At 37.6% G+C, this 12,807-nt stretch carries 10 protein-coding genes; all 10 read right to left on the bottom strand.

Going from position 1 to position 12,807, the window contains the following annotated elements; all coding sequences use genetic code 11:
• Positions 1 to 53 precede the first annotated feature (53 nt).
• Positions 54 to 914 (bottom strand): ROK family protein, encoded by an 861-nt coding sequence (locus tag HME9304_RS02495; protein ID WP_112377090.1) that lies wholly within the window; start codon positions 912 to 914, stop codon positions 54 to 56.
• Between the two features lies 1 nt (position 915).
• Positions 916 to 2,184 carry an MFS transporter gene (locus tag HME9304_RS02490; RefSeq protein ID WP_112377089.1) on the bottom strand — a complete coding sequence of 423 codons (1,269 nt, stop codon included), beginning with the start codon at positions 2,182 to 2,184 and terminating at the stop codon, positions 916 to 918.
• Positions 2,185 to 2,211: 27 nt separating this feature from the next.
• Positions 2,212 to 3,096: a PIG-L deacetylase family protein gene (locus tag HME9304_RS02485; RefSeq protein ID WP_112377088.1), complete on the bottom strand. Its 885-nt coding sequence runs from the start codon at positions 3,094 to 3,096 to the stop codon at positions 2,212 to 2,214.
• 121 nt (positions 3,097 to 3,217) lie between these two features.
• The gene (locus HME9304_RS02480) at positions 3,218 to 4,615 is read right to left on the bottom strand and encodes a RagB/SusD family nutrient uptake outer membrane protein (protein WP_112377087.1); all 1,398 of its coding nucleotides are present in this window, start codon (positions 4,613 to 4,615) and stop codon (positions 3,218 to 3,220) included.
• Between the two features lie 15 nt (positions 4,616 to 4,630).
• On the bottom strand, positions 4,631 to 8,149 hold the full coding sequence (locus HME9304_RS02475; protein ID WP_112377086.1) for a TonB-dependent receptor: 3,519 nt from the start codon (positions 8,147 to 8,149) through the stop codon (positions 4,631 to 4,633).
• Positions 8,150 to 8,213: 64 nt separating this feature from the next.
• Entirely contained in the window at positions 8,214 to 9,365 is a 1,152-nt protein-coding gene (locus HME9304_RS02470; protein ID WP_112377085.1) for a FecR family protein, read from the bottom strand.
• A 120-nt stretch (positions 9,366 to 9,485) separates the two neighbouring features.
• A complete protein-coding gene (locus HME9304_RS02465; protein ID WP_164674723.1) occupies positions 9,486 to 10,034 on the bottom strand; it encodes an RNA polymerase sigma factor in 549 nt (182 codons plus the stop codon).
• Between the two features lie 12 nt (positions 10,035 to 10,046).
• The gene (locus HME9304_RS02460; protein ID WP_112377083.1) at positions 10,047 to 10,421 is read right to left on the bottom strand and encodes a nuclear transport factor 2 family protein; all 375 of its coding nucleotides are present in this window, start codon (positions 10,419 to 10,421) and stop codon (positions 10,047 to 10,049) included.
• Positions 10,422 to 10,427: 6 nt separating this feature from the next.
• Positions 10,428 to 11,627 (bottom strand): NAD(P)/FAD-dependent oxidoreductase, encoded by a 1,200-nt coding sequence (locus tag HME9304_RS02455; protein ID WP_112377082.1) that lies wholly within the window; start codon positions 11,625 to 11,627, stop codon positions 10,428 to 10,430.
• Complete coding sequence (gene argE / locus HME9304_RS02450) at positions 11,614 to 12,801, bottom strand: acetylornithine deacetylase (protein WP_164674721.1); 1,188 nt, start codon at positions 12,799 to 12,801, stop codon at positions 11,614 to 11,616. The genes HME9304_RS02455 and argE overlap by 14 nt, the downstream gene beginning before the upstream one ends.
• Between the last annotated feature and the right edge of the window lie 6 nt (positions 12,802 to 12,807).

The raw sequence follows: 12,807 nt of genomic DNA, 5'->3' as shown, positions 1-12,807 counted from the left end.
AGTCTTTTTACCGATATCATTGATTTCATGGCAATAAATACGGCATTGTAAAATTATTGTACTTGTTTTATATTTTCTGTTTTTTGATAGCATAGGCTTGCTGCTCCTAAAATTGCAGATTCTGTCAATTCCGATAGCTCAATTTTTAGATTTTTGATTTGCTCCGGATAGGCAAATGAATCCATTATCTTTTCCATGGGCTTTTTAAAAAAAGGATAAGCCTTACTGATAGATCCTCCTAAAATGATAGCTTCGGGCGCCAATACATACAAAATGGTATTGACAGCCTGGCCTAAATGTTCACCAAATTCAGAAAAAGCTTTAAGTGCGATGTCGTTGCCCTGTTTTGCCCGATCGTGTACTTCTTTGGCACTCAATCCATAGTTTTCAGTAAAAAAAAAGCTACTTGCATAATTTTCTAAAATGCTATCCTTGTAGGGAACCATACCTATTTCCCCTGCACCGGAAAGAACACCGTTATAAATTTTGTTATCGATTATTATTCCCATGCCCAATCCTGTGCCAATAGATAGACCAATACAGTCTTTGTAAAGTTTTCCTTTTCCAAATAATGCTTCTCCCATTGCAAAGCAATTGGCATCATTATTTATATAAACTGGAATTCTATAGCGATCTTCCAAGATTCTCTTGAGATGGACTTTTTTCCAAGCTGGGATATTCTGAACCTCATAAACAATTCCCTTTAAACAATCGACTACGGCAGGTACTCCAACGCCTATAGCTTCAGTAGTATCGGAAACCAATTTATCAATACATTTAAATAGACGTTCAAGAGTTTGTTGTTCAGAATCTTCCTTGTCGACCTCAATGTAGAATTGATTTATAATCGATTCTCCTTCAACACGACCAGCATTGATATTTGTTCCTCCTATATCCACTCCAAGCACTTCCATATTATTGAGTAGTCTGCTTACTTTTTAATTGGATGGTCTTATTTTTTACAAGTGGATTTGCGAAAAAACCAATGGATAAAATAAATGCCAAAGGAATAAGCAAAAAGAACATACCCGTTTTAAGACTGGTCGCCTCTCCCAGTGCCCCTACCAAGAATGGAACAATTGCTCCCCCTGCAATACCGGTACATAATATCCCTGAAAGCGACCCATGGTTTTCTTTTACGGAATTGAGTGCCAATGAAAAAATAATGGACCACATTACCGAAATAAAAAACCCTATTGCCGGAAAAGCCAAGAGTGCAACTTTTTCATTTCCTGTAAGCGCCAATATCAAAAAAACCATTGTAATTGCGGTAGCCACTATCAAGAGTTTTCTGCTGTCCATAATTTTTAATAATAACAGACCAAGTAAACAGCCAATAGTAAGCATCGCCCAAAAATAGGCTACGGTATCTGCACCAACAGTTTGGGGGTCCAAACCATGGTATTGGCTAAGGAACTGTGAAATCCAATTGCCTACGCCTTGTTCGGTCCCTACATAGCAGAATATGCCAAGAAAAAAAAGAAGGGTCCATTTATTCTTTAGAAGGGTCAAATACGATTTTGAATCTCCTGCAATCTCATCTTCGTTCTTTTCATATTTTGGATATTTGGTAAAAAAGACTACCGCTAATAGGACCAAGGCAATTACCGAAAAAATCATATAAAGGCCTACCCATGGTAAATTTTCAGGCACCAAGCTTCTTATATAACTTGCCAATCCCGTTTCTTCGGAACTTGTATCTACAACGTATTTGTAAAGGAAAGGACTCAAGAAAGAAGCCAACCCGAATACCAATTGTGCCAAAACGGAATTAAATGCAAAATGTTCCTCACCACCCGCAACCCTCAGCATCGGGTTTATGATAACCTGCAATACTGCCATACAGCAGCCCAAAGAAAACAACGTAATACTGAAAATCACATAGCCTGGAAAGAATGCAAATCCCAAAGAGGCCAAGGCCATAAATAAAAATGATAATGACAATAGCGTTTTATCACTATATTTTTCTGATAAAAACCCTGCTGGAATTGACATAACCCCGTATGCAATAAAAAACGCAAACGGAAGTAACCCTGTCATTGTCAAACTAAGGTCAAAGCTATTTTTCACATCTACAATTATTGAATTGAGAATGTTTGTGATAAAAGAAATGACAAAGAACACCAGCATGACCAAGGCTATGATGTGGTAATACTTTTTTGAAGTCGTTTTTTCGCTATGCATTCGTTTAGCTGTTTATTGAATTTGCAACTATTCTTTACCGACCATTGGAAAAAGTTGTTTTATTTCCTCCTCTGTCGGTTGTTTTCCATATTCGCATACTTCAAAAAACTCCACATGCTTTACATTTGATACATCCGTTTCTGGGTACCATTTTTTTATTGCTTCTGCATCTTCTTGATTCCATTTTCTTTCTTTTGCCCATCTATTTTTTAACCAGTTGAAACGCTCTGTTTTGCCTTCAGGGATTGTACTCATATCAGCACCGCTTACCCATGGTAACCATTCGAACATTTGGGAGTCATGTGCTGCCAAGGCCTTCACCTTTGTATCGATAACTTCGTCCACTACTACGGCTATATCTTTTGAGAATGGATAAGGCTTCTGAAATCGGTCGTTCATATAGAGAAAAACAGGATTCTTTTTTAAAGGTGGTGTATCTGGCGTTACATTGGGTACTATTACAAGATATGCGGCATCTTGAACTGCAATACCTGCATTTCTGTGGTCTGGATGATAATCGTTGGGACGGAGTCCCAAAACAATGTCTGCATCCCACTCACGGATTTTCCGGATTACTTGATGCCTAACGTTGAGCGTTGGTATCAATTCTCCATCGTGGTTGTCCAATACATCGTATTCAATTCCCAAAATTTCCCCGGCTTTTTTAGCTTCGGCGCGTCTTCGTTTCCCAAGCGCACCACCTCCTTGGGTCTGATGGCCTGCATCACCGTTGGTCAAGGCAACAAACTTTACCTTATGGCCCATTTTTGCAAATAAGGCCGCGGTTCCTCCAAATTTGGAGTCGCAATCATCGGGGTGCGCTCCAATGGCTATGATGTTCAATACTTCTTTTTCCTGTGCTTGAATCAAAAATCCAGTGCACATGCATATAATCATTAAAAGCTTTTTCATTATGTGATTCTTTTATTTATAAATTCTACTATAATAAGTGACTTTAACCATTGTCTTTTATAAAAACATAAGCAGGCAAAATTTTGGTAAAGGGTGACTAATCAAACTCAATTAACAACTACTAATTATCGTTTTGAATAAAATCTGTATTGATATCCATTTCTCGTTGTGGAATAAAAAATAAATTTCTGATATCTCCAACTTCAATAACATCGGATTCGGCTTCAATCAATTTCTCGACCACTACCCCAAATCTTTTCAAGTCTGCCCAGCGATGATTTTCAAAAGCCAATTCCAACCGTCTTTCATTGAGAAGTTTCTCCTCGAATGTACCTGGGGTACCGGCATCAATTGGATCTAATCCCGATCGACTTCTAACTTGATTTATCAGTGCATAGCTCTCAGGTGATTCTCCCAAGGCCTCAGCCAACATGAGCAGTACATCTGCATATCTAAAAACCACAAAATTTATATCGGAATCATTTTCGATTGGTGGGTCTCCTTGATATTTAAGTATGTAGTTTTGCTCTACGGTTTCATCTTCATTGTTGACATATGAGGTAGCCATGGAAGCATTAAATCTTTCACTATCCGGTTCATAAGCATTTGCAAGATCATCCGTGGGCCTGTTTCTTCCAAAACCTTGCCCTGTCTGTAAATCTGAACTTGGTGAAAAATCATTTGTAAAAGTGCTCCCTTGTCCAATACCACCGCTTATAAACTGTACTTCAAAAATAGATTCTACATTGTTTTCATTTGCATCGCCCCATAAATCTGCATAGTTGGGTACCAGTTCATAATTATAATCACTGATTATTCGGCGTAAAACCGTTTCTGCATCAGAATCCTGTCCTATCGTCAACAACACCTTTGCCAGCAAAGTGGCCGCAGCTCCCTTTGTTGCCCTACCTACATCACTTGTAGGGTAGGAGACCGGTAAATTGGATTCAGCGATTCCTAAATCTGTAACCAACTGCGCATAAACCGTGTTTGCATCTACTTGAACCAAGTCATCCCCTGGAACAAAGGGGGTCAATTGCAATGGAATGTTCCCAAAGCCAACGGCCAAATGATAATACATTAATGAGCGAAGAAACAATGCTTCACCAATAATCCTATTTTTTATGGCTGTATCAATCTCTATTGATTCTATCCTGTCCAGAATAATATTGCAATTGGCTACCACCCTATATGATGCACTCCAAGCGATGTCTATCTGTTCATTTAGAGGGTCTTCCGTAAATGCATTTATTTCGGTGTATTGTCTTGCCAATCCTGTTGCATCAGGTCCTTGATCGGTATTGTCCGATCGCATTTCGAACATGGTCCAATATGCCCTTCCGTAAACTCCGGGATCCTGCAATCCAGCATAACTTGAATTAAGTGATGCGATAAAGTCATCTGCCGTGTTAAAGAAATCGGCTTCGTTTCTATTTGAAATCGGAGCCAGTTCCGTAAAGCTATCACTACAAGCAGAAATAGTAGATAGCGTTATAAGTATTATGATTATTTTTTTCATCTTCTACGTTTTTAATTAAAAAGTTAGATTGACGCCCATGGTAATCGACTTTGTCAAGGGATAAGCTCCATAATCTTCACCAGGCGTTAGACTATTGGTAGAAATATTGCTGACTTCTGGATTATATCCTAAATAATCGGTAATAGTAAACAGGTTGGTGCCTGTAACGTAAAATCTTAACCTATCTATACTATCTCCAAAGATTTTTTTCGTTGGTATAGAATAGCCTAAAGTAATATTCCGCAATCGAATAAACGAACCATCCTCCACCTGAAAGGAAGAAGGTCTATTATTGTTACCATGATTTCCTGTTTGCCTATCCGCTCTTGGAATGTTTCCGTTGCCAGGTTCCGATTCTGACCTCCATCTATTGTTGAATACTGCATACGAATTAAAGTTAGCCTCCCCATTTTTTAGGTGTCTTGATGTAAGGTTCAAAATCTCATTACCTTCCACACCTTGAATTAAAAAGCTAAAATCGATTCCTTTAAAGCTCAACCTATTATTGATACCCCATGTTATATCTGGAAAGTAACTTCCAGTAACGGTTCTATCATCTGGAGTTATTTCCCCGTCTCCATTAACGTCCCTAAACCTAAAGTCTCCAGGAGATGGATCAGGAGCTTGTGTATCTACTGGGGCAGCATCTATCTCTGCCTGATTTTGATAAATCCCATCTACCACGTAACCAAAATAACTACCGATTGGGTCACCAACCCTTGTAACATGTCGTATCCCTGCACTACCTGCCGAGAAAATGGGCTCGTTATTCTCATTCAATGACAAAACTTCATTTTTATTGGTAGAAAAATTGAATTCCGTATCCCAGGAGAAATCACCCACAAAGTTTTTCGTTCGCAATGCTATTTCAAAACCGCTATTCTCAACTTCTCCCAAATTCTGTAATGTGGTCTGGAAACCTGAGACAGCAGAAATACTAACATTTAATAACAAATCTGAGGTCTTTGTCGTGTAATAATCGGCCAAAAGAAATATTCTGTTGTCCCATAAACCCAACTCAAGTCCTATATTGGTTTGCTGTGACCTTTCCCATGTCAATTCCGGATTGGGAATCGTGGATTGTATCAATCCATTGATTTCATTGCCACCAAGATTATAATTGTCAGGAGAAAGTAATCCTATTGCTCCGTAATTTGGTATTTCAAAGTTTCCGGTTTCCCCCCAACTAAATCTTAGTTTAAGCTCTGAAATTGCTTCTATTGATTGAAAGAAATCCTCTTCGTTTAAACGCCAACCCGCAGAAAAAGATGGAAAATAACCAGTTTGATTGTTGGATCCAAAACGGGAAGATTTATCAGATCTAATAGTTCCCGTAAAAAGATATTTATCCTTAAAGCTATAATTCATTCTAAACAATGCGGAAGCCAAAGTCCATTGCTCTTTGATTGCGTTACCTGCAAAAACTTGTCCTCCACTGATAGTTGGAACTAAATCGTCAGGAAAATTATCCGCTAAAACTTCTTTGATGGTAATATTGTCTTTTTGTGCAGTATATCCAAGCACTGCATTCAAAAAATGATTTCCAAACTCTTTTTCCCAATTTAACGTGTTCTCCCACACCCAATTTACTTCTGTTGAGGATGTCGCCTGCGCATAGGATTCACCTTCTGTTGCAGTTCTGTACAACAGTGTATTGTTCCTAAAGAAATCTTGGTTGAACAAATTTAAATAGGTGCCTCCAAATGTCTTAAAAGTAAGCTCGGGCAAAATCTCATAGGACAGTGCCAATGAAGCCCTGGTCTGAAATTGAAAGATTTCATCTTCAATTGCATTCGTAATCGCCAAAGGGTTGCTTGCTGTAGTGGTACCTCCGCCCAAATAAGATTGGTTGTTCAGTTGGTTGACAGTACCGTCTGGATTAAAAGGAGCAACAGTTGGCGAATGTACAAGTGCTGAATAGACAATACCAGGAGGTCTCGCAAAATAGGGTGCTGAAGCTGGAACTCTTTGGTTTTCAGTAATAGTTGGCGCAACTCTTAAATCAAGATTTAATTTATCGGTCAATTGTGAATTCAGATTTAATAATAAATTATATCTATCAAAGTTCGATTTCTCCAAAATTCCTTCTTGGGTAAAATAGCTGGCCGATGCAAAAAAACTGGTCTTGTTTTGAATTGGTGAGGCATATGAAAAATTATAACTCTGTGTTGTTCCAGTTTTAAAGATCAAATCCTGCCAATCGGTATCGGTGCCGTCCCAATTGATAAAGGATTCAGGCATTTCAAAATTGACATCTCCTCGATCTCCATCTCCAATAGGGTCATTGATTGATGCCCCTTCAACTGATGATAGGTAATTATTGTTCCTGGCATCCCTCGTAAAATCGATAAGTTCTCGTGAATTCATCAAATCAATTTTATTTGCTACGGTTTGAAGACTAAAAAATGAGTCGAAAGAAAATTTCCCTTCGTCAGTTGCCGAACCTTTCTTAGTTGTAATCAACAGTACTCCATTTCCGCCTCGAGAACCATAGATTGCTGCTGCCGAAGCATCTTTCAATACTTGAATGGATTCGATATCATTTGGATTTAATGTAGCCAAAGGATTGACCGGGGGCGGTTGAAAGCTTGCACGCCTTCTTGATACACCACCTATACTTGAGGTAGTAAGATTTCTGGATATTGGAATACCATCAATAACAAATAATGGATCGTTACCCGCCGAAATAGAACCTGAACCTCTAACCCTAATATTTGGGGCGGCCCCAGGTTCTCCAGATACTTCTTGAACCTGAACACCCGCTACTTGACCTATTATAGCGGCTTCAGGGGACAACGCCGGTACTTCAACAATTGATTCGGAACTGATTGAAATAACAGATCCAGTCACTCTCTTTTTTGCTAAAGTACCATAACCGACCACAATTACTTCATCCAATTTAGCTGCGTCTGGTTCTAAAGTTATGGTGAAGGAAGTCTGATTTCCTATTTGAACTTCTTTGGTTCTAAAACCTATATATGATGCCACTAAGGTCGTGCCACCTTCAGGAACAACCATTTCAAAGTTTCCATCAAAATCGGTGATAGTACCGACGTTGGTACCTTTGACTCCAATGGTGGCACCCAATAACGGAACGCCATTGTCATCTAAAATTGTACCGCCTACTGTGGTTTGTAGTACCTCAATTACGTCGTTCTTTATTTTTTTGACTTTTGGAATATCTTTTTTGACCTCTCTTTGTTTAATAACAATTTGTTTGGCCACGATTTGGTGGTTTAAATCCATATCGGCAAACAATTCTTGAAGGAAGTCATCGATACAAATATTAGCCACATCTATGGAAACTCGTTTCTTTATATTGATTTCTGAAGCCTCATAGAAAAAGTTGTAACCACTTTTTTCAGCTATTTCATCAAAGACTTTTTTTAATTCAACATTTTTAAAACTAGCAGTAACCATGTCATTTTGTTCGCATGTAGCTGCTTTTGCATTTGCAAAACAAAGCATGGCAAAACAAAGCAGACAAACTTTGATCGGCCATTTAATTTTGGTATTAGATAAATAATTTTTCATTTATGTTCAGTTTAAGTTAGTATTAGTTTAAATATCTTTATTGTATTTTCATAGGCCTTATCATTTAAGGGTTATCGATTGTCAGTGTATTTCCTTCCATTGAATATGAAAAGCTGGTATGCGCTTGCATAGTCTTTAGAATATCTTCTATATTTTCATTTTTGAATCTTCCGCTATAGCTCAATTCATCTAATTTTTTGTAGTTATTATCAATATCAATATTGAACCGTCGTTCCAATTTTCTCAATATGATATTGATGTTCTCTTTTTCAAACACCATGATGCCCTCCATCCAAGCGGTGTAATTTTTTATGTCCACTTCGTCAATGGTCAATCCGGTACTGTTATCCTTTTTAAGAACTCTTTGATTGGGAACCATAATTTTTGATGATGTATAGACGTCCCCTGGGTCATTATTAAAGACCTCGACCGATCCTTCAACAAGCGTGATTTCCTTGAATGTTTCATTTTTATAGGCGGAAACATTGAATTCTGTTCCCAAAACTTTGGTTGATAGGCCGTCTACATTTACAAGAAATGGAACGCTGGACTTGGCAATTTTAAAATACGCCTCTCCAATAAGCGACACCTGTCTTGATTTGAAGCCATTAAAATTTTTTGGATAACTAAGTTTTGATCCTGAGTTGATATGTATTTGCGATCCATCGGCCAATTGAACTTGAAAAGTTTTACCATTTGGTACATGGATGGTATGATGTTCCGGAGTACTGGTTTTTTGATCATAATCCTTTTTGGATTCATACTTCAGCGATTCGTTATCGTTTAAAACGGCTGAGTTATCGTCAAAATTGAAATTCTTATAATCCTCGAGAGAAATAAATCTTGATGTGCCATTATTTATTTCAAGCGTTATCATGGATTCGTCCATCCCATGATTTTCAGATTGGTCGCTAAACAAATAGAACAATGCTGTTGAAGTCAAGATTCCAATAAAAATAGCTGCGTATTTTATAAAACTGGAGCGAGCCTTTTTCTTTTTTGGCTTAGTAACAATAGATAGAACGGAAAGCTGTTTCTCAATAATTGATGAATTAAAACTATACTTAACCCAGATTTCAGTTTTTAAGTAATCTTCTAAATATGCCCTGTTTTCAGAATCCTTTATCCATTCAATAAGAAAAGTCTTCTCATCTTCCGTTGCATGGTCATCAAGAAATTTTGAAATGACGATATCTATATTACTGTGGTTCTTCAACTATTTAGCATTTTCTTAAGAGTAGACTTAAAAAAAAGTTAACAACCCTTACTTTTTTAACTTCTTTTTTGAAGAAATTTCAAATAAATCATAAAATTTTAATAGAATGAAAGAATAATACTATTGTTCGTTAAGAGTATTCTTTAATCGAAGCATAGCTTTTGATATGTGGACTTCAACAGTTTTTACGGAAATATTCAATTTCAGAGCAATTTCTTTGTATTCAAGTCCTCCTTTTTTCGCAAGCAAAAAAACTGTTTTACATTTTTTAGGAAGTTTTTCAATTTCTTGATGAAGTAGTTTCAGTCTTCGCTCTGTCTCTTCGGAATCTTTCTCTATAACATTCATCATTGCGTTATACTGCAACTCTTTCATTAAACTTAGCTCCTTTAAATTCCTTTTCTGTGAGTCTTTGTAGAGATTGTAGGCCATTTTGAACAAGTACCGCTTAATATTGTCTTTAATGACCAATTTTTTGCGCCGATCCCAAAACTTGATAAAGGTTTGCTGAACAATTTCTTGGGCCAAAACCTGGTTGCCACAGATAACAGAAATGTAACTGTTCAATTCGTTAAAATAAGAGTTGAAAACATGTGTAAAAGCAGGCATTACTCCGTTTTTTAAATCTCCTAAAAGTATTTTTTTGTTGTAGTACTTGTTCTTTTCCATGTTTCTTTTCATTTATTCCAAAACGGAGATATTGTCTTTGGTTAAAATTTCCCTTCTCACAAAAGATGCTCGTTTTACTTTGTCATTTTGAAGTTCAAAAATTGCAATCGCATGTATGGTTTTATTATCGTCAAAACCTTCAATGATCTGTGATTCAACAACTATATTATCATTGATAATTCTATTTAAAGTGGTCACAAAAAGTTGTTTGTTTTTGCCAAATCTTCTGCCGTATACTTTTCTGGCATCTTCGATACCTGAGCATAGGCAATGTTGCGATTCAAATAGGCAAGATGTAAACTCAGGATGCATGAATCCCAAGAATTTTTCCAAATCCCTTTCGTTGTAGGCAGCCATGAACCTATGTATAATTTTACCTGCTCTCATTTAATTTTATAATTTTCTGTCGATTACATATCTTGCCTCTTCTACTTGGTTTGTATTGCTCGAAAGATGCCTCCACCTATATCTTTTGGAGAACATATGGGATTTTCCCTCTATAACATCTGCGGCCATAGCTCCCAATAGCGGGGCCATTTTTAATCCATGTCCACTTCCTCCGGTACTGACCGACAATCCTTTTATTTTAGGATGGTTATCAATCCAAAAATGTCCATCGAGAGTATCTATGTAAAGACACCTTCTTGTAAAGACCAGTGGGGCATCCATCAACTCTGGGAATGTCATTTTAACAAAAGAGCGCATATCCGCTACTTCTGCATCACTAATTTGGCGATCATCTTTTTCGGGATGCACCGAGGTTCCGTTGGAATGTTTAGCAATTTTGACGATACCCTGCTTTTCCAAAAATGGAAATCCATACCACCCAGAATTGGAAATATCGGCAGTGAACACAGAGAATTTTGGAGGAATAAAGTTATTTTTATTTTTGGGTCTGAGCCAGAATACGGGATGCCCTGTCGATTTCATGTAAGGCTGTAGTTCTGGCAGTAACAATGGGGTGTGCGCCCCAGCAGCGACCAGTGCATGACCACATTGAAAAGTGTTCCCCTCCTTGGTTTTTACCCCTGTCAATACACCGTTCTCGATTTCAAAGCTATTTGCGGTTTGCCGTTCATGGATATCGACACCCAAAGTCCTTGCATAATCTGCTAAGGTTTGAACTGTTAATGCAGAATCCGCGTAACCTGCTTTTCTGTTGAAGTTTGCATCTACATATTCCAATGTGTTTACTGCTGGAAACCGTTTTTTAATACTTTTCGCGTCCAAACGATCTGGTTCGTATCCCGCATTCAGCAAATTTTGATAGCTATGTTTTTCAAAAGTGTGTTTTTCACTTTCTATGCTATCCTTGCAAAGCATTAAAAAACCAACTTCGTGATATAATTGTTCTTTAAAAAAATCATTCCATTCATGCCATTTGTCTATTGACATTTCAACCATCTTAAAGTATTCCATATCCGAACCATATTCCATTCTAACGGCCTTGGTCACGTCTGTGGATGCTGCCATGTGATGAGGGATGGTGTCAGGATTAATAAGGCCAACGCTATGTTTTCGCTTTGCCAATTCAACAGCTGCAGTAATCCCATAGATACCACCTCCTACAATAAGGACATCATACTTTTTCATAGTTATCTTTTGCTTTATTTTTTATTTTACTCCAGTCGGCAACCCTTTCCAAAAATTTGATACACTTTTTTAATTGGTCCAATTCAATATATTCGTCTGCTTGATGTCCCTGAGCCATGCTGCCCGGTCCGCAGACCACGGTTTCAAAACCAGCTTGTGAAAAATAGCCAGCTTCGGAAGCAAAAGAAACCGCATTGGTTGACGTGTTTTCAGTAAAAGAATTTACAAGTTTTACTACTTCTGAACTTTTTGGGGTATGAAGACTTGGAACTATTGGAAATTGTGCTTTTGTCTTTATGTTAAATTCAGGAAATGTTTTTTGCTTTTGATCGATACGCTTTTTGTAGAATGCTTCAAAAGAGTCTAGAATCTTTTGTATGGTATTGGACGGAATGTTTCTGACATCCCATTCAAACTCACATTGATCAGCAATGATATTGACCGAAGTCCCCCCCTTGATAGTGCCTATATGAAGGGTCGTATATGGAGGCTCAAAGCGTTCATCAAAATTTCGTTGTTCAATAAATTGGTCCATTTTTGCCAATAGACATTGAATTAAATAAGTGGCTTCTTCAATGGCGCTGATACTTTTTCTTACCTCAGAGCTGTGCGCGGCCCTGCTATAAACCGAAGTCTTAAAAAATGCAGCTCCTTTTTCAAGATTTACGGTTTGCATGGATGTAGGTTCACCGACAATAGCAAAACGCGGCTTTTCCCTGTATTGTGATTTAACTGATAAGAGTAGCTCATTAGTAGCCAAACAGCCAACTTCCTCATCATATGAAAATGCCAGATAGATAGGTTTTTTTAAAACATTTTTTTTAAAATGGGGAATCATAGCTAGGCAGCATGCCAAGAAACCTTTCATATCAGAAGTACCTCTACCGTAAAGTTTGTCTCCGATATGGGTCAATGAAAAACCAGGTTTCGTCCAAGGTTGGCCCTCTATAGTAACGACATCCATATGTCCGGATAAAATGATTCCTCCATCCACTTCTGGTCCAATGCGACAGTGAATACTCATTTTATCTCCAGTAGTATTAAATACTTTATGATATTCAATATTATTCGCTTTCAATATGTTAACAATATATTCAGCAATAGGCAGATTGCTTTGGCCCCCAATGACCGAAAATGAAATCAAATCCTTTAGGATTGATATGGTGTTATTCATTTTTTC

It is taken from the genome of Flagellimonas maritima, from assembly GCF_003269425.1.
GTDB lineage: Bacteria > Bacteroidota > Bacteroidia > Flavobacteriales > Flavobacteriaceae > Flagellimonas > Flagellimonas maritima.
The sequence above is the reverse complement of the archived record's forward strand: the minus strand, read 5'-3'. Positions and strand labels throughout refer to the sequence as shown.

Bases quoted from the DNA above. Each gene is read 5' to 3' on its own strand.
- HME9304_RS02495 (WP_112377090.1), bottom strand. From the start codon at position 914: ATGGAAGTGCTTGGAGTGGATATAGGAGGAACAAATATCAATGCTGGT.
- HME9304_RS02490 (WP_112377089.1), bottom strand. From the start codon at position 2,184: ATGCATAGCGAAAAAACGACTTCAAAAAAGTATTACCACATCATAGCC.
- HME9304_RS02485 (WP_112377088.1), bottom strand. From the start codon at position 3,096: ATGAAAAAGCTTTTAATGATTATATGCATGTGCACTGGATTTTTGATT.
- HME9304_RS02480 (WP_112377087.1), bottom strand. From the start codon at position 4,615: ATGAAAAAAATAATCATAATACTTATAACGCTATCTACTATTTCTGCT.
- HME9304_RS02475 (WP_112377086.1), bottom strand. From the start codon at position 8,149: ATGAAAAATTATTTATCTAATACCAAAATTAAATGGCCGATCAAAGTT.
- HME9304_RS02465 (WP_164674723.1), bottom strand. From the start codon at position 10,034: ATGGAAAAGAACAAGTACTACAACAAAAAAATACTTTTAGGAGATTTA.
- HME9304_RS02460 (WP_112377083.1), bottom strand. From the start codon at position 10,421: ATGAGAGCAGGTAAAATTATACATAGGTTCATGGCTGCCTACAACGAA.
- HME9304_RS02455 (WP_112377082.1), bottom strand. From the start codon at position 11,627: ATGAAAAAGTATGATGTCCTTATTGTAGGAGGTGGTATCTATGGGATT.
- argE (WP_164674721.1), bottom strand. From the start codon at position 12,801: ATGAATAACACCATATCAATCCTAAAGGATTTGATTTCATTTTCGGTC.